Here is a 20,321-nt window from a genome sequence, read left to right on the forward strand (position 1 = left end):
TATTAGTTTATTGTGACCACCATCACTTCCCGGTATTTCACCGCTGCGAAGAACCATTTTTGAGAATCTCAATGAACAAGACTGATGAACTGCGCACCGCGCGCATCGGTAGCCTGCTGACTCCGGCTGCACTCGCGCATGAACACCCCATTTCGGCGGACATTGCCGCCAACGTCACCGCGGCACGCCAACGCATTGCACGTATTCTAAACGGTGAAGATCCACGTCTGCTGGTGATTATCGGCCCATGCTCACTGCACGATCCCAAAGCGGCGATGGAATATGCCCAGCGTCTGAATGTGCTGCGCGAGCGCCATCAGGATCGCCTGGAAATTGTGATGCGTGCCTACTTCGAAAAACCCCGCACCGTCGTGGGCTGGAAAGGCCTGATTTCCGATCCCGATCTGGATGGCAGTTACGATGTGAATCGCGGCATTGCTATTGCCCGCAAATTGCTGCTGGATATCAATGCGCTGGGCATGCCGACCGCCACCGAATTTCTTGATATGGTGATCGGCCAATTTATTGCCGACCTGATCAGCTGGGGGGCGATTGGCGCACGTACCACCGAAAGCCAAATTCACCGTGAAATGGCCTCGGCGCTCTCCTGTCCGGTGGGCTTTAAAAATGGCACCGACGGCAACGTACAGATCGCGGTAGATGCGATTCGCGCCGCGCGTGCCAGCCATATGTTCCTGTCACCCGATAAAAACGGTCAGATGACCATTTATCAAACCAGCGGCAACCCGCATGGTCATGTGATCCTGCGCGGCGGCCGTCAGCCCAACTATCACGCTGGAGATGTGGCAGCGGCGGCAGCGAATTTGCGCGATTTCAATCTGCCTGAGCAATTGGTGATCGACTTTAGCCACGGCAATTGCCTGAAGCAGCATGGTCGTCAGCGTGACGTTGCCGATGATGTGGCCGCACAAATCCGCGCGGGTTCACGTGCGGTTGCCGGCGTGATGATTGAGAGTTTCCTGCAGGAAGGGAATCAAAAAGTGGTGAGCGGTGAAGCGTTAACCTATGGCCAATCGATCACCGATCCGTGCCTCGGCTGGGAAGACAGCGCCGAGGTGCTGGCGAAACTGGCTGCCGCAGTCGACAGCCGTTTCAACTAACGCTTAGCTGGAGCAGCTGACTTCCAGCGTTTTGCCCCACTCTGGCGGCCGTTGGCGCAACTCAGCGCTAACGGCCGCATCGCTAAACGGCTGCTGTAACGCGTTATGCAGCCTGGCTAACGCCGTCGTCTCGCCTTTCTCAACCTCTTCAATCACCTGCTGTGCCAGATAGTTGCGCAACACCAGTGCCGGATTGGCTGCTTTCATTACCGCCTGACGCTGCTCATCGTTGGCCTGGTCTTGTAACAGGCGCTGGCGATAGTCGCTGTACCAGCGATCAAAGGCGGCGCGATCGATAAACTCATCACGCAGTGGCGAACGGGTTTCCTGCTGTTGGGTGTCGCTTAGCATGCGGAAGGTCAGCGTGTAATCGCTGTGTTCTGCGGTCATCAGTGACAGCAAGCCGGTGAGAATAGTGTTGTCATTGGCATCTGCTGTCAGCAAACCAAGCTTAGCGCGCATCTTCTCACCCCAAACGCGCATCAACTCATTTTCATACTGGCCGAGCGCCTGCTTAAGCTGTTCGGTACTCAGCAAACCGGATAAGGCATGTGCCAGTCGATTCAGGTTCCACAGGCCAATCATCGGCTGATTTTCAAAGGCGTAGCGCCCCTGATAATCACTGTGATTGCAGATATAGTTCGGCTGATAGTCGTCAAGGAAACCGTACGGACCGTAATCCAGCGTCAATCCCAGAATCGACATGTTATCGGTGTTCATCACGCCGTGCGCAAAGCCAACGCTTTGCCAATGCGCGATCAGGCTGGCGGTTCGTTTCACGATATCGGTGAACCACAGCTGATAACGATCCGCTTCATCCTGCAGTTGCGGCCAGTGATGGCAAATAGCGTAATCCGCCAGCATACGCACTTTGTCTTGCTCACCCGCATAATAGACGTGTTCAAAATGGCCGAATCGCAGATGGCTTTCCGCAATGCGCATCAACATCGCGCCGCGCTCCTGCGTTTCGCGCAGTACCGGCTCATCACCAATCGCTAACGCCAGCGCGCGCGTAGTGGGAATTCCCAGATGGTGCAGCGCTTCGGAAGCGAGGAATTCACGCACGCTGGAACGGATCACCGCGCGGCCATCGCCCATTCGCGAATAGGGCGTTAATCCTGCTCCTTTCAGGTGCCAGTCCAGCTTGCCACCCCTGGACAGCTGCTGTTCACCGAGCAAAATGCCGCGTCCGTCGCCCAGCTGTCCGGCCCAAACGCCAAACTGGTGGCCGCTGTAAACCTGTGCCAGCGGCGACATGCCGGGCAGCAGCTCACGTCCTGACCATACGCCGTGGCCGTTGCCGGCAAAGAGCGCATCGTCTACCCCCATCTCTTGCGCCAGCGGTGCATTGTGATAAAACAGCCGTCCACCCGCCAGCGGCGTCGGCGGCAGCGCGGTGTAGAATCCGGGTAATTCTTGCTGCCAGCTATTGGTAAATTGCATCGATACTCCTGAAGGTGCACTTTAACAAGGCACCAGCATTGAGTTTTAAGATAAAGCAGAGTGTAACGCCGACGCGGCGCGGAAGACAGGCGAAAGGATTACTGCTGCGAAGGCGTGGGTAAATCAAGGTCGGAATAAATCAGATCGTTCAAGCGTTCGGCCTTAACCACCGGGAACAGGCTGCCCTGCAGCTGCGCACCGCTAAGCGTGTTCATCTTTTCCATCATTTGATTATCGTCGACACCGCAAATAATGATCTGCTCTGCAAAATCAGAGAAAGTATCGATAACCGTTTGAATAAATGGCGTAAAGGAAGCGCGCTTAGCCAACCCCTGAATAAAGGCTTTATCCAGTTTCAGGACGCTAAACAGATTATCGTACACCGCATTTGCCGGTGCTTTTCCTGCGCCAAATTGTGAAAGCGATAAACGAAATTCGTGTTGCAACGCCGCTAACAGAGGATGGGATTTACCCAATGCCAATTGCGGAAACGTTTCGCTGATATCCAAAACAATAAAAGGAATTTGTTTGAATTTTCTTAACAGAAACTCGCTGGCTAAAAGTGTATTTGCCATAGAATCATCAATACGAACCAAAGCGATAATTTGATTGAGCTCAAAAAAGTCGCGGTACTTTTCCAGCAATGAAAGTTGGCTCTGTAACAGACGTAATTGCTGCGCATCATCCAGCTGCGGCAACAGCAAATCCTGCGGCAGCGTAATAGGTGCGCTGTCGTGGACAAATTGCGTAACCAGCTCGACCGCAGTCAGCTGGCCCGTCAGAGAATAAACTGGATAAAACCAGGTTTCCGACTGATAGTCGGCAGACAGATGGACTTTCATTTTACAAGCCAGAAGCAATGGCAATTGGCGCATCGTATATCAACGAAAACAACCAGGCAATAGGACCAAACGTTTGAAGAGATGCCGTTTTCAGTCTTATTACGTCGGTTTAAGCCGCAAATAATACTTAAGCCAAATAAGCCGGGGTTAATGTCCATACCAATTAAATAAAATTACGCTTTATTTTTAGTATTAAATCAATGGCGGGTAAAGTGCCATTTTAAATGATAGTTAAATATCGGCACAATTCGGATTTAATTCAGGGTGAATAACCCTTATTTTTTCGCGCTTTTATTGCTCAAACAGATCCACGTTTAGATGCGACGCGCCTGCCAAAATACTTTGCGCCAGTAAACATTGTCCAGCGAGGAGCGAATCACACCCTGACTGGTAGAGGCGTGAATAAAGGTGTTGTCGGTATCATAAATACCCACATGCAAACCATTTTCTCCACTACCGGTTTTGAAGAACACCAGATCGCCAGGCAGCAGATCGTCTTTATTGATACGGGTACCAATGTCGGTTTGATCGATAGTCGAACGCGGTAGCTGCATGTCGAATTTATCGCGGAAAGTGAGATAGACAAAACCCGAGCAATCGACACCACCCCGACTTAAACCGCCGTAGCGATAGGGCGTGCCACGCCAGCGGCTAAGCTGCTCGTTGAGCTGGGCAATTACGGTGATGGAATCGGACAGACGACCATTGGGCGGCGGTGCATGATGGCTACAACCGGCCAGCAACAGTGCCAAAATAAAAATCGTCAGCCGCATCAGCGTTTTCCTTCATTCCTTGTCCGGCTGACACTTTAGCGGCAAAGCGCTACGGCACGCAATCCTCTGTCAGGGAATAAACAGCAGCGGACCTTGTGCGGTATCGATTTGTTCAAACGGAGTTTGATAGAGTGGCGCTAATTGTGCCGCAGTTAACACCGCGCTGGCCCTGCCCTGTTTAACCACCTCGCCCCGATGCATCAACCACACGCGGTCGGCATGGCGCAGGCTGTGATTAAGGTCGTGGCCGCTGGCGACGATTGCCAGACCGCTACGGCACAGCTCAGCCAGCAGCTTATCGACTGCCCGCTGCTGCGCCACATCCAGCGCACTCATTGGTTCATCTAATAGCAGCAGCTTGCCGCGTGGATTAAGCGCCGGATGGACCTGTAGCACCACGGCAGCCAGACGCACCCGTTGCCACTCTCCGCCGGAAAGCTGCGTCACACTGCGGGTCAGCTTGTCTTGTAGCCCCAGTTGAGCCAGTACGTCTTGGAAAACAACGTCGGTTTCAGCCGTGAGCAGCGCGATGTGCATACGCAGATAGTGCCACACCGGCATCTGTCCCGGCGCCATCTGCTGCTGAGGCAGCCAGCCACGCAGCTGCGCCAACGCCGCCCCGCTAAGCGCCGCCAGCGCTGTACCGCCGATCAGCATGCTGCCCTGGCTCGGCAACAAGCCTGACAGCATCGCCAGCAGCGTACTTTTGCCGGCACCGTTCGGCCCAACCAGGTGCACCAGTTCACCGGCGTTGACGCAAAGTTCGACCGGAGCCAGTCGCCCTGAGACGCTGGCTCCGTGGCACTGCAGCACCATTTACTCTGCCAGCGCCTGCTCAACACGTTTCAGAATGATCGGGTCATCCGGCGTCATATCCGGTGAGAAGCGTGCAATCACCTGGCCCTGCTTATTGATGAGGAATTTCTCGAAGTTCCACAGAATATCGCCCGGCGCTTTAGGTGCACGGCCTTTACTCTCCATACGTTCGAGGAACCCGCTGCCTTCCGGACGCTGCGCAACCGGTTGTGCCGCCGTCAGCTGCGCATACAGCGGATGACGCTGTTCACCGTTGACATCGGTTTTATCAAACATGGGGAAGGTAACGCCGTAAGTGGTGCTGCAGAAGGTTTTGATCTCTTCGTTACTGCCCGGCTCTTGCTCGAGGAATTGATTGCACGGGAAACCGAGCACGCTGAAATTTTTATCCTGCCAGGCTTTTTGCAACGATTCCAGCTGCTCATACTGCGCCGTCAGGCCACATTTTGAGGCCACATTCACCACCAGCAATACTTTTCCTTCATATGCTGCCAGCGTGGTTTTCTCTCCATCCAGCGTGACCAGTTCAGTTTGATAAATGCTCATAGTCGATTCCTGTTGTTGATAACACGTTGCCAGCCAAAGCTAGCGCGAAGACTTCACTAATAACACGATAAACAGCGGTGCGCCGAGCGTGGCGGTTACCACACCGATCGGCAGTTCGGCCGAGGTTAAAACCAGGCGAGCAATAATATCTGCGCCGAGCAGTACCGCCGCACCCGCCAACGCTGCCGCCGGAAGCAAATAGCGGTGATCGCTTAAACCACTGAGGCGTAATAGATGCGGAATGACCAGGCCAACAAAGCCAATTGCGCCGGCCATCGCCACGCTAACGCCGACTAACCAACCCATAGCCAGTACCAGCAAATTGCGCCACAGCAGCAGCGGCAAACCCAGCTGACGCGCTGAGATTTCACCCAGCGCCAGTAAGTTAAGCGTACGCGCGGTAGCAATTAGCAGCAGCGTGACCGGCAACAGCGCCAGCATCATCCAGCCATAGCGCCAGTCAATGCCGCTAAAACCGCCCATCATCCAGTACATGAGCTGGCGCAGATCGAGGCTGGTGCTAAAGTACACCGCCCACGTCATGATCGCGCTACAGATAATGCCCAGCGCTACGCCGGTTAGCAGTAAACGGCTCACCGATAACTGTTGGCGCGCGAAATGCAGCAGAAGAAGCGTAATCAGTAGTGCGCCAGCCATCGCCGCCAGCGCTAAGCTCCATAACGAGCCGTTACCGAGCATCACGCCCATCACCAAACCAATGCCAGCGCCATTAGACACGCCAAGCAAGCCCGGTTCCGCTAGCGGATTGTTGAACAGTGCCTGCATCACCACACCACATACCGCCAGCGCCGCGCCAACCAGCACCACTGCCAGCGTACGCGGCATGCGCAGTTGCCAGACGAACAGATCGCCATTGGCCGAAAACCATTGGGTGGGGGAAATCCAGCTGTCACCGGCACACAGGCTAAGTCCAATCAACAGCACTAACAGCACGCTGAGTGCGATAAGCCAGCGCTGGCTGCGGCGATTTGCCTGACGGGCAAGCTGATCCAGCAGAGTCATAGATAAGATTGGCTGAGAAAACAGAGATTTGATTGTAGAGGGATTACAGCAAAAAGAAAGCGGCGCTGTGAAGGCGCCGCTGGACGTGTATTACTGATGCGGAGGAATCGGCTGGCCGTGATTATCATGCTTCTGCTGCTTATCACGCTGATCGTGATGCTGCGGCTGCTGATGTGGCTGACGTGGGTTATCCCGGTGCGCACCATTGCCTGGATGCTGAGCCTGCCAGCCGTTCCCGTTCCAGTAACCGTGCGGGCCTTTGGTGCCAATACGCTGGTTATGATGCTGCTTCCACCAGGTTGGCGCACGCCAGTCGTACCCATCCCAATAGTAGCCACGCTTATCTTGATCGCCAATATGAATAGAAACACCTGGCGTGTTGATGTTGACGGAAACATTGGCGCTAGCCAACAGCGGCATGCCTAACAGGATGCTTAATAAAAGTGCGGTCTTTTTCATTATTCAAACCAGTTGCTGTGTGATGGCGCTGTTATAACAAAAGCGTTGCCGCAGTCACTATCGGCGCGGACCGATTTTCACCCTATTTTCCGGATGCTTACGCAATCCTTACATCGTGAATACATCGTGCAGAACGGCCAGTTTTCAGGCAAAAAAAAAGGCCGCTAAGCGGCCTTTTTGTCGTACTGAAATTAGTCAGCATCCTTGGGTGTCGCGTTCTCAACGCGACTTTTCAACTTCTGTCCCGGACGGAATGTCACCACTCGGCGCGCGGTGATAGGAATATCTTCCCCCGTCTTCGGGTTACGGCCCGGACGCTGGTTTTTGTCACGCAGATCAAAATTACCAAATCCGGACAGTTTTACCTGTTCTCCGTTTTCCAACGCGCGGCGAACCTCTTCAAAAAAAAGTTCAACCAACTCTTTGGCATCACGTTTGCTCAACCCGAGTTTTTCAAACAGGTACTCTGACATTTCAGCTTTTGTAAGCGCCATAGGTTCAATCCCTCAAGGTTGCCTGGAATCGCTCTTTTAATGCCGCAACGCATTTGGCAACGGTCGCGGCAATCTCCTCTTCTTCGAGTGTCCGGCTGGTATCCTGCAAAATCAGGCTAATCGCAAGGCTCTTTTCACCTTCGTTTACGCCCTTACCACGGTACACGTCAAACAAGTTTACGCCAACTACCTGATTTACGCCAACTTTCTTACACTCCGCAATGATATCTGCTGCTGGCACGTTTTCAGCCACCACCACAGCGATATCGCGACGGTTTGCCGGGAAGCGTGAAATCTCGCGCGCATCAGGCAGGACGCGGTCTGCGACCTTATTCCAAAGCAGTTCAAACACTAAGGTGCGACCATTAAGATCCAGCTTACGTTCCAGCTCTGGATGAACCACACCGATAAATCCGATTCGTTCACCGTGTAAATAAATTGCGGCGCTTTGTCCTGGGTGCAGCGCCGGATTGGCTTCCGCACGGAAGGAAATCTCATCGAGTTTACCGGTCAAATCCAGCAGCGATTCTAAATCGCCTTTCAAATCATAGAAGTCAACCGTCTGACGCGCCAGATCCCAATGCTCTTCGTAGCGATTACCGCTTAAAACACCGGCCAGCATAAGATCCTGGCGAATGCCCAGATCGGCCTGTGTATCAGGTACAAAGCGCAAACCACTCTCAAACAGGCGCACGCGGCCCTGCTGACGGTTTTGGTTGTACACCACCGCCCCCAGCAAACCGGTCCACAACGATAGGCGCATCGCCGACATATCGCTTGAGATCGGGCTTGGCAGAATCAGGGCTTCTTCACCTGGATGCAGCAGCTGCTGCAGTTTTGGATCAACGAAGCTATAAGTAATCGCTTCCTGATAGCCTTTATCAACCAACAGATTTTTCGCGCGTTTCAGCGACAGATCGGCTTCGCGATGCTGCGTCATGATCAGGCTGGCTTTTACCGGCACATCGGGGATGTTGTTGTAGCCGTACACGCGAGCCACTTCTTCCACCAGGTCTTCTTCGATAGCCATATCGAAGCGCCAGCTTGGCGCTACGGCTTGCCATTCACCGCTACCCACCGTCACTTCGCAACCGAGACGCGTCAGGATATCGGTCACCTGATCGTCGGCAATGACGTGGCCAATTAAACGGTCAAGCTTTTCACGACGCAGCGTGATGGTGGCGCGCGGCGGCAACGCATTTGCGTCAGTTTGATCGATAACCGGGCCGGCTTCGCCGCCACAGATATCCAGCAGCAGCTGCGTAGCACGCTCAATCGCCTTGTGCTGCAGCGCGGGATCGACACCACGCTCGTAGCGATGCGATGCGTCGGTATGCAGGCCCTGACGACGTGCACGACCGGTAATCGCCAGCGGATCAAAATAGGCACACTCAAACAGGATGTTTTGCGTCTCTTCATTTACGCCCGAATGCTCGCCACCAAAGATGCCGCCCATCGCCAGCGCTTTGTGGTGATCGGCGATCACCAGCGTATCACTGCTCAGTTTGGCTTCGGTACCATCCAGCAGCGTGAGCACTTCGCCCTCTTTCGCCATGCGCACTACAATGCCACCGTCGATGCGGTCGAGATCAAAGGCGTGCATTGGCTGGCCAAGCTCCAGCAGCACAAAGTTGGTGATATCGACGACCGGATCGATTGAGCGAATACCGCAGCGACGCAATTTTTCACGCATCCACAACGGCGTGGCTGCTTTCACATTCACCCCTTTTACTACGCGGCCAAGGTAGCGCGGGCACGCTGCGCTTGCATCAACGCGAATCGGGAACGTATCGCTAATCGTCGCGTTGACCGGCTGAATGGCAGGCGCGGTCAGCGGTAAACCGTTTAGTACCGCCACATCACGCGCAATACCGATGATGCCGAGGCAATCGGCGCGGTTTGGCGTGACGCTGATTTCAATGGTGTTATCGTCCAGCTGCAGATAGCTGCGGATATCGGTACCAATCGGCGCATCAGCAGGCAGCTCAATGATGCCGCTGTGATCGTCGGAAATGCCCAGTTCTGAGAATGAGCACAGCATGCCTTCAGACGGCTCGCCGCGCAGTTTTGCCGCTTTGATTTTGAAATCGCCCGGCAATACCGCACCCACGGTGGCCACCGCCACTTTCAGGCCCTGACGGCAGTTTGGCGCGCCGCAAACGATATCCAGCAGGCGATCGCCGCCAAGGTTGATTTTGGTAACGCGCAGTTTGTCGGCATTCGGATGCTGGCCGCACTCAACCACTTCACCCACGACAACACCGGTGAAAGCACCGGCAACCGGATCGACGCCATCCACTTCGAGGCCGGCCATGGTGATTTGCTCAGACAGCGCAGCGCTGTCCAGGGCTGGATTTACCCATTCGCGTAACCAGAGTTCACTGAATTTCATTGGATAACCTGCCCTTATTTAAATTGTTTGAGGAAACGTAAATCATTTTCGAAGAAGGCGCGCAGATCGGTCACACCGTAGCGCAGCATGGTGAGACGCTCCATTCCCATGCCAAAGGCAAAGCCTGAATACACTTCCGGATCGATGCCCACGTTGCGCAGTACGTTCGGGTGCACCATGCCGCAACCCAGTACTTCCAGCCATTTGCCGTTTTTACCCATCACATCTACTTCCGCAGACGGTTCGGTAAACGGGAAGTAAGAAGGACGGAAGCGGATTTGCAGGTTCTCTTCGAAGAAGTTGTTCAGGAAATCGTGCAGCGTGCCTTTCAGATTGGTGAAGCTAATGTCTTTATCGACAATCAAACCTTCCATCTGATGGAACATCGGTGTGTGCGTCTGATCGTAGTCGTTACGATAAACGCGGCCTGGCGCGATGATGCGGATTGGCGGCTGCTGATTTTTCATAGTGCGAATCTGCACGCCTGAAGTTTGGGTACGCAGCAAACGCGTGGCATCAAACCAGAAGGTGTCGTGGTCGGCACGCGCCGGGTGATGCCCCGGAATATTCAGCGCATCAAAGTTATGGTAATCATCTTCAATTTCCGGACCGGTCACTACCGCAAAACCGAGCTCGCCGAAGAAGTTTTCGATACGATCGATGGTACGAGTGACCGGATGCAAACCGCCATTCTCAACGCGACGACCTGGCAGCGACACATCGATGGTTTCTGCCGCCAGACGCGCGTTCAGCTCAGCGCTTTCCAGCGTCTCTTTGCGCGCGGTAAGGCGATCCTGCACTTGCTGCTTGGCATCGTTGATAACCGCACCGGCTGCTGGACGCTCTTCCGCTGGCAATTCGCGCAGAGTGGTCATTTGCAGCGTCAGGTGCCCTTTCTTACCCAAAAATTCGACGCGCACGGCGTCCAGAGCAGCGATATCCGCCGCCTCGTCGATGGCGGCCGTGGCACGGGCCACCAGGTCTGCGAGTTGGGACATGATTTCCTCTTCTTCCAGCCGGGCTGGTCAGTTCTCGTTGGGATCGTGTGATCCGATTAAGTGTCGCCAGAAATAAAAAAGCCTCCACGAGGGAGGCTTTCAGCGCGATTTTTCGTTTCTTTTCTTATGCGCAAAAGCCCCTGATGTTCAGGCGCTAAAGTAAAAAAAGAAACGGAAAATAGCAGCATTCATGCTTGCGTTACCTTGTCATGTTAGAAACCGCACTATTGAAATGCGCAGCGGCCAAAATGTCAATCTTTTGCGTGAGTTGCGGGTAATAAAAAAGGGAGCAAGCTCCCTTTTTCAACTGACTTACGCCAGAGCTGATTTTGCTTTTTCAACAAGTGCAGTAAATGTCACTTTGTCGAATACAGCGATGTCAGCCAGAATCTTACGGTCGATTTCAATAGAGGCTTTTTTCAGGCCATTGATGAAGCGGCTGTAAGAGATACCGTTCTGACGAGCCGCAGCGTTGATACGCGCGATCCACAGTTGACGGAACTGACGCTTACGTTGACGACGGTCACGGTAAGCATACTGACCAGCTTTGATAACAGCCTGGAAGGCAACGCGGTATACACGTGAACGTGCACCGTAGTAGCCTTTAGCTTGTTTTAAGATTTTCTTGTGACGTGCGCGAGCAATTACACCACGTTTAACGCGAGCCATGTGAGCTCTCCTTTATCATATTCTGTGACGCCTTATACCCTGCAAGCCAATGGCCGTTACGCAACGTTTTCAGGCAAATTTATAAAAAGTTTACTTATGCGTACGGCAGGCAGGCAATAACCAGACCCAGATCGCCTTTAGACACCATGCCTTTCGGACGCAGGTGACGTTTACGCTTAGTAGACTTTTTAGTCAGAATATGACGCAGGTTTGCGTGCTTACGCTTGAAGCCACCAGAAGCGGTCTTCTTGAAGCGCTTAGCGGCGCCACGTACAGTTTTAATCTTTGGCATTTTTACAAATATCCACTTCGCATTGTTAATAAAATGAATCAGATAGGCGAATAAAAATCCGCGCAACGCAAGCGCTGCGCGGCATTATTACTTGAAGGCCTACTGTTTCTTCTTAGGAGCGAGCACCATGATCATCTGACGACCTTCGATCTTCGAAGGGAAGGATTCGACAATCGCCAGATCCATGTCTTCACACAGATCTTTACGGACGCGGTTAAGCACTTCCATACCGATCTGCTGGTGCGCCATCTCACGACCGCGGAAACGCAGCGTGATTTTGGCTTTATCGCCCTCTTCCAGAAAGCGAATCAGGTTGCGTAGTTTGACCTGATAGTCGCCATCATCGGTACCAGGACGGAATTTGATTTCCTTAACCTGGATAACTTTCTGCTTCTTCTTCTGTTCCTTAGAAGACTTACTCTTTTCATAAAGGAACTTGCCGTAATCCATAATACGGCAAACCGGCGGTTCGGCGTTCGGGCTGATTTCAACTAAATCTACGCCAGCTTCTTCAGCTTTCTCAATGGCTTCACGCAAGGTGACAATGCCAAGTTGCTCACCGTCTACGCCAGTTAAGCGCACTTCGGTGGCTCGGATTTCGCCGTTGATACGGTTCGGACGTGTCGGTTGTACTCGTTTTCCGCCTTTAATAACCTGTTTCCTCTAATTGGTGAAGATGTCGGCTGCGAATCTCTTGTTGCAGCTTCTCAACAAACACATCTATGTCCATGCTCCCAAGGTCTTTACCACGGCGGGTGCGCACGGCAACTTTGCCTGCTTCCACCTCTTTGTCACCGCAAACCAGCATATAAGGGACGCGACGTAATGTGTGCTCGCGGATTTTAAAGCCTATCTTCTCGTTTCTCAAGTCTGCTTTGACACGAATGCCCGCATTCTGCAATTTCTTTGTCAGTTCACTGACATATTCTGACTGACTGTCGGTGATATTCATCACTACAGCCTGCACCGGCGCCAACCAACTCGGGAAGAATCCAGCGAACTCTTCGGTCAGGATGCCGATAAAGCGCTCCATCGAACCGAGAATTGCGCGGTGAATCATTACCGGTGTCTGGCGATCGTTGTTTTCGCCGACAAAAGTAGCGTCCAGACGCTTTGGCAGGGAGAAGTCTAGCTGAACGGTGCCACACTGCCAGGCGCGGTCGAGACAATCGTACAGGGTAAACTCAATTTTAGGGCCGTAGAAGGCACCTTCTCCTGGCTGATATTCGAATGGAATGTCATTCTCTTTCAGCGCTTCTGCCAAATCCACTTCCGCACGATCCCACATTTCGTCGGTACCGATACGTTTTTCCGGACGGGTCGACAGTTTCACCACGATTTTTTCAAAACCGAAGGTGCTGTACATGTCGTATACCATGCGGATACAGCTGTTCACCTCATCACGTACCTGATCTTCGGTACAGAAGACGTGAGCATCATCCTGAGTAAAGCCGCGTACACGCATCAGACCATGTAACGCACCTGAAGGTTCGTTACGATGGCAGCTACCAAACTCCGCCATACGCAGCGGCAGGTCGCGGTAGGATTTCAGACCCTGGTTAAAGATCTGCACGTGGCCTGGGCAGTTCATGGGTTTGATGCAATATTCACGGTTCTCTGAAGAGGTGGTGAACATCGCTTCTTTGTAGTTTTCCCAGTGACCGGTTTTTTCCCACAGCACACGGTCCATCATGAACGGACCCTTTACTTCCTGATAGTCGTACTCTTTCAGCTTGGTACGCACAAACACTTCCAGCTCGCGGAAGATGGTCCAGCCGTCATTGTGCCAGAACACCATGCCCGGTGCTTCTTCCTGCATGTGGTACAGATCAAGCTGCTTACCGATTTTACGGTGATCGCGTTTCGCCGCTTCTTCCAGGCGCTGCAAATAGGCAGCCAACTGTTTTTTATCCGCCCAGGCCGTACCGTAGATGCGCTGCAGCATTTTGTTATCGCTGTTGCCGCGCCAGTAAGCTCCGGAGATTTTCTGCAGTTTGAAGTGATGGCAGAAACGCATATTCGGCACGTGCGGACCGCGGCACATGTCGATGTATTCTTCATGGTGATACAGGCCAGGACGGTCGTCATGGCTGATGTTCTCGTCAAGAATAGTGGTTTTATAGCTTTCGCCACGCTCGGCAAACACGTCACGTGCTTCCTGCCAGCTCACCTTCTTCTTAACAACATCATAATTGCTTTCAGCCAGCTGGTGCATACGTTTTTCCAGCAGCTCAAGATCTTCCTGAGTTAACGTATGTTCCAGATCGACGTCATAATAGAAACCGTTATCAATCACCGGGCCGATAGCCATCTTGGTGTTTGGCCACAGCTGCTTAATCGCATGCCCTAACAGGTGTGCACACGAGTGACGAATGATTTCTAAACCGGCGTCGTCTTTAGCGGTAATAATCGCTACCTGAGCATCTTCGGTGATGGGATCAACCGCATCAACCAACTCGCCATTCACGCGACCGGCGATACAGGCTTTCGCCAAACCCGGACCAATATCCAGAGCGATATCCATCACGCTAACGGGACGGTCAAAGCTGCGCTGGCTGCCATCAGGAAGAGTAATTACTGGCATTTCATATCCTTAAATGCAGTGGTAAGCCACACGAAAGCCTACATGCAAAACTGAGTTTCGTAGTGTGTAACCCGGCGTGATGTCAGACCCACGTTGTCGGAATGACGCCAGGAATGTAAAGCGGCGATGATAATAGCAGCTTTCGCCGCCGATCAAAACCCGTGCGGAGATTCGCTAAGCTAAAGAGAAATAAAAAAAACCGCCGCGAGGCGCAGGCCTGGCAGCGGTGATTCACACACGGCTCGCTTACATCGCGTATGAGAGCTGGATCGTGGTTTTAGTATCGGTACGATCGGGCGCAGATTCTGGTGGGTTGTTATTCCAGGTCACGTTATAACCCAGTTTCAGTGCGAAGTGATCATTGATAGCCACCTGTAACGCGGTTTCTGAGTTCAGCGTGGTGTCTTCACCGAAGCTGCTCAGCACAGATACACCCTGAATAAACTTGGTGGTATCCGTCAGCTGCCACTGGTAGCTCACTGCGCCATAACCCAGCGCTTTGGTTTCATGACCGCCTTCGCGGAAATCATCGTAACGTACACCCGGACCGAATTCAGCACGCAGTGAGTGAACCGGACCGTTGAGGATCTGACGACCGTAACCGGCTGTCAGCACGTCGCGTGAATCATAACCGTTGAAACGATCGCTTAACCAGCTCGCCTGACCAAACAGGTAATCAGCGCTATTAAGGTTGTAACGGCTACGACCACCGATGTTATAGGTCTCAGATGAACGCTCATCGTTAGATGAGTTGTTTGAAGCATTGCCCCAGAGACTCAATGCGGTGTTGGTTTGGTACCACGTCATATTGGTAGCAGCACTCAGCGAAGAGCTGGTGGTGTTACCGGTTTGAGCCAGATAACCCGCTGACGCAGAGCCTTCAAACGGTTTTTTCGCCGTGGAAGGGTCATCCATTGAGGTGAAAACGGCGTTATCTGCCAATGCCTGGTGACAAAATGCTCCAGCAGAGAGCAATAAAATAGCGGACAGCTTGTTGAAGGCTTTCATTAAAAGTAATCCGTACGACAGTTTAAAAAACGAAGAGTTTGAAGCGTTTCTCCGGCCAAGCAATGCAATTTAGCGTAAGTTTTGTAAAAAAGCATGTACTCACAAAAAAAGCCAGGAAAGCCGCTGGAGCGCTCATTTAATGGGATTTCTCCCATTTTCGTTGCGCATTATAGGGGGCAGATAACCAAATAGCAGCCAAAAAAAAACAAGAATTCTCTTAACTCTCTTGACGCAGATTTACGTCTCACGCAAAGCAATAAATTGCTCGAAATTCGCTCTATTCAGCCTGCTGGTCTACGCTGAAATCTGTTCGATAACAATGAGGTGAATAATGAGTGACCTTGACCTAAAACGTTACATTGTCACGTTGAAATACCAGGAAAATGGCCTGGGTGACTTGCAGTCCGTTAACAGCGCCATGATTAATGGCGGATATAGCACCTCATTAAACGATAATGACGGCCATCCGCATGAACTTGGCACCAACAGCTTTGGTATCGTCAGCGCCTTAGAGGAACATGACGTTGCTGAGCAAGCGGCGGGATATGCCCAAATTGCGCTGGACCATAAACCCGAGGTTGAAGTCACTACGCTGGAAGCATTTCTGAAAAATCAATCCTGACGCATTGCAAAAAACCGCATCGACGTCAGGTTTGCTGAAGTTTTGCGCGTTACAATCGAACTTACGCAGCGAATAAAGAGGATTACCCGATGTGGTCAACCATTAGTCGTCTGTTAAGCGAATACGCCGGCGATGCCGAAATTACTGAACGCCAGGAACTTCCCGGCGGCGACGTTCACCCTGCGTGGCGTATCCGTTACGGAGAATTGGAGGTGTTCGTCAAATGTAATACTCGCGACATGCTCACGCTGTTTAGTTGGGAAGCGGATCAACTTGATTTGCTGGCACGCACGCAAACTGTGCGCGTGCCAAAAGTGTATGGCGTCGGCAACGATCGCGATACCAGCTTCCTGCTCCTGGAGTATATTGCGCCCGAACCCTTAAACGACAAGAGCGCCTTCCAGCTCGGTCAGCAACTCGCGTACCTGCATCAATGGAGCGAGCAACCGCAATTTGGTCTCGATTACGACAACAACATCACCACCTCGCCGCAGCCGAATAGCTGGTTACGTCGCTGGTCGGTGTTCTTTGCTGAGCAACGCATCGGCTGGCAGCTCCAGCTGGCCGCTGAGAAGGGCGTGCATTATGGCAATACCGAGCTGATTGTCGATTGCGTACAGCGCGCTTTAGCCAACCATCATCCGCAGCCCTCTTTACTACACGGCGATCTTTGGCCAGCCAACTGTGCAGGTAGCGTCAACGGCCCATGGCTGTTCGATCCCGCCTGTTACTGGGGCGATCGTGAATGCGATCTGGCCATGCTGAGTTATTACGCTGACCTACCACGCCAGATATATGATGGCTACCATGCTGTTTGGCCGCTGGCAGAGGGTTTCTCACAGCGTCAGCCGGTTTATCAGCTCTATTACTTGCTCAATCGCGCTAACGTGTTCGGCGGCAACTGGACGGGCGAAGCCCAGTTCGCCATCGGCCAGTTGTTAGATGAAGATGTATTGGGAGCTCGTCAGGCCAAACCGGCCTGACGTTTTACAGCATACCGAGCAGCTTAAGCACGAAATACCCGGCGATAGCGATAACGATAGGCAAGATATAAAGCGGGAAAATCTGCAAAAAAATGGTGTGGCGTGGAATGTGAATTTTCTCTTCCAGCTGCATACGCGTGCGCCCTTCACTGCCTTTAGCCTGTTCCAGGATCAGCTGATCCTCAATTCCCTCTTTAATATGGCGCGACTGACGCCACATCCGAGCACCTGATGCCTGTAAGGCGATGCCGACAAAAATCAGGATGTAGATCAGCCAGAATCCGATATTCGCGCCGCCATTAAATTCCGGCACCGGTGAGTTTTGCCAGAATACATTGAGAAACGGTGTATTGAACTTCACCATATCGACCATGACATGGACAAAATCGAGCATCACCGCATCAATGCCAGGTTGCTTTTCACTGTGCTTAAACATATAGCCCAGTAGCGAAATGATGGTGGATAGCAGTGCCGGTATGAAAATCACCCAGCCAGCCACACGCTTAAGGATGGCGATGCGGCCAGCCTGTTGGTAAGTCATGGTGTCTCCCTGAACCAAAAATAGTTTGCCTAAGTCTACCTGCACTAACGCCATTTTTCCTGAAAAATGCGTGGCCTGCCGTCAGTCGGCTTTCTGCAGGTCTCATGCTAAGGTAAACCAAATTTCAAAGGGAGCTGTTGTATGTCATATCGTCGTCCTGTATTGGCCGCCATTTTTGATATGGACGGATTGCTGATCGACTCCGAACCGCTATGGGATCGGGCAGAGTTGGATATTTTCGCCAGCCTCGGTGTGGATATCACCCGCCGCCACGAATTGCCGGATACGTTAGGCCTGCGCATCGATCAAACTGTGCGTATGTGGTTCGAAGCGTTGCCGTGGCAGGGGCCGGATCAGCAGGAAGTGACCAATCGCATTATCGCCCGCGCGCTGGCGCTGGTGGAAGAGACGCGGCCACTGCTGCCCGGCGTGGAACAGGCGCTGCAATTGTGCCAGCAGCAAGGTTTGAAAATTGGCCTTGCCTCCGCCTCACCGTTGCACATGCTGGAACGCGTGTTGGCGATGTTCGACTTGCGGAAATACTTTGATGTGCTGGCCTCCGCCGAAGCGTTGCCCTACAGCAAGCCGCATCCGCAGGTCTATCTCGACGCCGCAGCCAAATTAGGTATTGATCCGCTCAACTGCGTCACGCTGGAAGACTCTTTCAACGGCATGATTGCGACCAAAGCCGCACGGATGCGTTCGATTGTGGTGCCCGCGCCCGAGCATCGTGACGATGCGCGCTGGTCACTGGCCAACGTCATTCTTACGGATCTTACTCAACTCAGACCTGAACATCTGCACGGTTAATCGCAGCCCGCTCAACGCGGGCTTTTTTATGCAAGTTGATCGATCACGCAAATAAATAAAACATCGTTTCATTTTTATTGAATTCATGTCTCATCCTGCCTAAGATGCCCGAAGACCCGCATCGGGACCATTCCTTTGACTCTTGAGAGGCCTGAGATGGACGTACGTCAAAGCATTCACAGCGATCATGCCAAATCCCTGGATACCACCGGCTTACGCCGCGAGTTTCTGATCGAAAAAATTTTCGACGCCGATAACTACACCCTGACTTACAGCCATATCGATCGCATCATCATCGGCGGCGTAATGCCGGTGCATAAAGCGGTGACCATCGGTCATGAAGTGGGTAAACAGTTGGGCGTCAGCTACTTCCTGGAGCGCCGCGAACTGGGTGTCATCAATATTGGTGGGCCAGGTGTAATTGAGGTAGACGGCAAAGCCTGGGAGATTGGCCAGCAGGAAGCGCTGTACGTGGGACAAGGAGCACAGAGCGTGATTTTCCGCAGTAGCGATGCCCATCAGCCTGCGAAGTTTTACTACAACAGCGCGCCAGCACATACTCACTTTCCAGACAAGAAAATCACCCTCGACGAGGCCGTAAAAGCCACCTTAGGCGATGCCGCCACCTCCAATCGTCGCACCATCAATAAATTCATCGTGCCGGACGTGCTGCCGACCTGCCAACTGACAATGGGACTAACGCGTCTCGATGACGGCAATCTGTGGAATACCATGCCGTGCCACACCCACGAGCGGCGCATGGAGGTCTATTTCTACTTTGATATGGCCGATGACAGCGCCGTGTTTCATATGATGGGCCAGCCGCAGGAGACGCGTCATTTATTAGTACACAACGAACAGGCGGTGATTTCACCCAGCTGGTCAATTCATGCTGGCGTTGGAACGCAACGCTATACCTTTATCTGGGGCATGGTGGGTGAAAACCAGGTGTTCGATGACATGGATCACGTCAACATCAGCGCGCTGCGCTAACAAGGAGCGAAACATGATACTCAACGCATTTAATCTTGAAGGCAAAATCGCGCTGGTGACTGGCTGTAATACCGGATTAGGCCAGGGCATGGCACTCGGGCTGGCGCAAGCGGGCTGTGACATCATTGGCGTCAATCGCGCGGGGCCAGATGATACCCAGGCCAAAGTCGAGGCGTTAGGCCGTCGCTTCTGGTCAATTCAGGCCGATCTCACTAAACCCGCCGTCGTGCCACAGATTGTGCAACAGGCTGTCGCACAGGCCGGGCGTATCGACATTCTGGTCAATAATGCCGGCATTATTCGCCGCGAAGACGCACTTAACTTCAGTGAGCAGGATTGGGACGATGTGATGAACATCAACAGCAAAAGCCTGTTCTTCTTGTCGCAGCAGGTGGCGCGGCAGTTTATCGCGCAAGGCAACGGCGGCAAGATCATCAATATCGCCTCCATGCTCTCGTTCCAGGGCGGGATTCGCGTGCCGTCTTATACCGCCTCGAAAAGTGCGGTCATGGGATTAACCCGCCTGATGGCCAACGAGTGGGCGAAACACGGCATTAACGTCAATGCCATCGCGCCGGGCTACATGGCAACTAACAACACCGAACAGCTGCGCAGTGACGAATCGCGCAACGAGGAGATTCTCGGCCGCATTCCATCAGGTCGCTGGGGCATGCCGGACGATATGATGGGTCCCATCGTGTTTCTCGCCTCCAGCGCCTCGGATTATGTCCAGGGTTACACTTTAGCCGTCGATGGCGGATGGTTAGCACGCTAAGCTAACCCGTTCTTTTCCCGCGTCATTGTGGCGCGGGAATGCCAAAATTATTAACGCTTCGTTACAGCGTCACCATTCTCATTCACTGGATAAATCCCTATACTGGATGCATCGACAGTTTTATGCAGCCAGGTTTT

The 20,321-nt window shown here is 52.8% G+C and carries 23 protein-coding genes and 1 other annotated feature; of the genes, 6 read left to right on the forward strand and 17 right to left on the reverse strand.

All coding sequences use genetic code 11. From position 1 onward, the window contains the following. The first annotated feature begins 71 nt into the window (after positions 1-71). Positions 72-1,121 (forward strand): 3-deoxy-7-phosphoheptulonate synthase, encoded by a 1,050-nt coding sequence (locus WFL93_RS00845; RefSeq protein ID WP_336777073.1) that lies wholly within the window; start codon positions 72-74, stop codon positions 1,119-1,121. Between the two features lie 3 nt (positions 1,122-1,124). On the opposite strand, the gene WFL93_RS00850 is transcribed toward WFL93_RS00845, so the two are convergent. The 16 genes from WFL93_RS00850 to WFL93_RS00925 all read right to left on the reverse strand — a co-directional run bounded on the left by WFL93_RS00850 (position 1,125) and on the right by WFL93_RS00925 (position 15,460). Then, positions 1,125-2,564 carry a protein adenylyltransferase SelO gene (locus tag WFL93_RS00850; protein ID WP_336777074.1) on the reverse strand — a complete coding sequence of 480 codons (1,440 nt, stop codon included), beginning with the start codon at positions 2,562-2,564 and terminating at the stop codon, positions 1,125-1,127. Positions 2,565-2,662: 98 nt separating this feature from the next. After that, the gene (locus WFL93_RS00855) at positions 2,663-3,406 is read right to left on the reverse strand and encodes an EAL domain-containing protein (RefSeq protein WP_007892699.1); all 744 of its coding nucleotides are present in this window, start codon (positions 3,404-3,406) and stop codon (positions 2,663-2,665) included. Between the two features lie 314 nt (positions 3,407-3,720). Beyond that, positions 3,721-4,179 (reverse strand): NlpC/P60 family protein, encoded by a 459-nt coding sequence (locus WFL93_RS00860; protein ID WP_007892697.1) that lies wholly within the window; start codon positions 4,177-4,179, stop codon positions 3,721-3,723. 69 nt (positions 4,180-4,248) lie between these two features. Next, positions 4,249-4,995, reverse strand: coding sequence for a vitamin B12 ABC transporter ATP-binding protein BtuD (gene btuD, locus WFL93_RS00865; protein WP_336777075.1), 747 nt, complete (start codon positions 4,993-4,995; stop codon positions 4,249-4,251). After that, positions 4,996-5,541 (reverse strand): glutathione peroxidase, encoded by a 546-nt coding sequence (locus WFL93_RS00870; protein ID WP_180823490.1) that lies wholly within the window; start codon positions 5,539-5,541, stop codon positions 4,996-4,998. A gap of 39 nt (positions 5,542-5,580) precedes the next feature. Continuing rightward, on the reverse strand, positions 5,581-6,564 hold the full coding sequence (gene btuC / locus WFL93_RS00875; RefSeq protein ID WP_336777076.1) for a vitamin B12 ABC transporter permease BtuC: 984 nt from the start codon (positions 6,562-6,564) through the stop codon (positions 5,581-5,583). A gap of 90 nt (positions 6,565-6,654) precedes the next feature. Continuing rightward, complete coding sequence (locus WFL93_RS00880) at positions 6,655-7,023, reverse strand: DUF2502 domain-containing protein (RefSeq protein WP_180823488.1); 369 nt, start codon at positions 7,021-7,023, stop codon at positions 6,655-6,657. A 191-nt stretch (positions 7,024-7,214) separates the two neighbouring features. Then, on the reverse strand, positions 7,215-7,517 hold the full coding sequence (gene ihfA / locus WFL93_RS00885) for an integration host factor subunit alpha (RefSeq protein ID WP_007892687.1): 303 nt from the start codon (positions 7,515-7,517) through the stop codon (positions 7,215-7,217). A gap of 4 nt (positions 7,518-7,521) precedes the next feature. Then, a complete protein-coding gene (gene pheT, locus WFL93_RS00890; protein WP_336777077.1) occupies positions 7,522-9,909 on the reverse strand; it encodes a phenylalanine--tRNA ligase subunit beta in 2,388 nt (795 codons plus the stop codon). A gap of 14 nt (positions 9,910-9,923) precedes the next feature. Further along, positions 9,924-10,907, reverse strand: coding sequence for a phenylalanine--tRNA ligase subunit alpha (gene pheS / locus WFL93_RS00895; RefSeq protein WP_007892680.1), 984 nt, complete (start codon positions 10,905-10,907; stop codon positions 9,924-9,926). A gap of 71 nt (positions 10,908-10,978) precedes the next feature. Beyond that, positions 10,979-11,104: a sequence feature (Phe leader region), on the reverse strand. Continuing rightward, a complete protein-coding gene (pheM, locus tag WFL93_RS00900) occupies positions 11,055-11,099 on the reverse strand; it encodes a pheST operon leader peptide PheM (RefSeq protein WP_106120997.1) in 45 nt (14 codons plus the stop codon). Its footprint overlaps the feature before it by 45 nt. Positions 11,105-11,219: 115 nt before the next feature. After that, a complete protein-coding gene (gene rplT / locus WFL93_RS00905; protein ID WP_007892678.1) occupies positions 11,220-11,576 on the reverse strand; it encodes a 50S ribosomal protein L20 in 357 nt (118 codons plus the stop codon). Between the two features lie 94 nt (positions 11,577-11,670). Beyond that, a complete protein-coding gene (gene rpmI / locus WFL93_RS00910) occupies positions 11,671-11,868 on the reverse strand; it encodes a 50S ribosomal protein L35 (RefSeq protein WP_004157374.1) in 198 nt (65 codons plus the stop codon). Between the two features lie 99 nt (positions 11,869-11,967). Then, positions 11,968-12,519, reverse strand: a complete 552-nt coding sequence (infC, locus tag WFL93_RS00915; RefSeq protein ID WP_036621995.1) for a translation initiation factor IF-3 — start codon at positions 12,517-12,519, stop codon at positions 11,968-11,970. Next, positions 12,515-14,452: a threonine--tRNA ligase gene (gene thrS / locus WFL93_RS00920; RefSeq protein WP_336777078.1), complete on the reverse strand. Its 1,938-nt coding sequence runs from the start codon at positions 14,450-14,452 to the stop codon at positions 12,515-12,517. Before thrS ends, infC begins: the two co-directional genes overlap by 5 nt. A gap of 246 nt (positions 14,453-14,698) precedes the next feature. Then, positions 14,699-15,460: a DUF481 domain-containing protein gene (locus WFL93_RS00925; RefSeq protein ID WP_336777079.1), complete on the reverse strand. Its 762-nt coding sequence runs from the start codon at positions 15,458-15,460 to the stop codon at positions 14,699-14,701. Positions 15,461-15,791: 331 nt separating this feature from the next. On the opposite strand from WFL93_RS00925, the gene ghoS reads away from it, so the two are divergent. Both ghoS and WFL93_RS00935 read left to right on the forward strand, forming a co-directional pair. Beyond that, positions 15,792-16,082: a type V toxin-antitoxin system endoribonuclease antitoxin GhoS gene (gene ghoS, locus WFL93_RS00930; protein ID WP_336777080.1), complete on the forward strand. Its 291-nt coding sequence runs from the start codon at positions 15,792-15,794 to the stop codon at positions 16,080-16,082. An 89-nt stretch (positions 16,083-16,171) separates the two neighbouring features. Further along, positions 16,172-17,065, forward strand: coding sequence for a fructosamine kinase family protein (locus tag WFL93_RS00935; protein ID WP_336777081.1), 894 nt, complete (start codon positions 16,172-16,174; stop codon positions 17,063-17,065). 4 nt (positions 17,066-17,069) lie between these two features. On the opposite strand, the gene WFL93_RS00940 is transcribed toward WFL93_RS00935, so the two are convergent. Further along, positions 17,070-17,606 (reverse strand): YniB family protein, encoded by a 537-nt coding sequence (locus WFL93_RS00940; protein ID WP_180823485.1) that lies wholly within the window; start codon positions 17,604-17,606, stop codon positions 17,070-17,072. 141 nt (positions 17,607-17,747) lie between these two features. On the opposite strand from WFL93_RS00940, the gene hxpB reads away from it, so the two are divergent. From hxpB to kduD, 3 genes are all read left to right on the forward strand, one after another. Next, complete coding sequence (gene hxpB / locus WFL93_RS00945) at positions 17,748-18,416, forward strand: hexitol phosphatase HxpB (protein WP_336777082.1); 669 nt, start codon at positions 17,748-17,750, stop codon at positions 18,414-18,416. A gap of 156 nt (positions 18,417-18,572) precedes the next feature. Beyond that, positions 18,573-19,409, forward strand: coding sequence for a 5-dehydro-4-deoxy-D-glucuronate isomerase (kduI, locus tag WFL93_RS00950; protein WP_336777083.1), 837 nt, complete (start codon positions 18,573-18,575; stop codon positions 19,407-19,409). 13 nt (positions 19,410-19,422) lie between these two features. Then, the gene (gene kduD / locus WFL93_RS00955) at positions 19,423-20,184 is read left to right on the forward strand and encodes a 2-dehydro-3-deoxy-D-gluconate 5-dehydrogenase KduD (protein WP_049851838.1); all 762 of its coding nucleotides are present in this window, start codon (positions 19,423-19,425) and stop codon (positions 20,182-20,184) included. Positions 20,185-20,321 lie beyond the last annotated feature (137 nt).

This window comes from Pantoea sp. USHLN256 (assembly GCF_037149875.1).
GTDB classification, from domain to species: Bacteria; Pseudomonadota; Gammaproteobacteria; order Enterobacterales; family Enterobacteriaceae; genus Pantoea; species Pantoea nemavictus.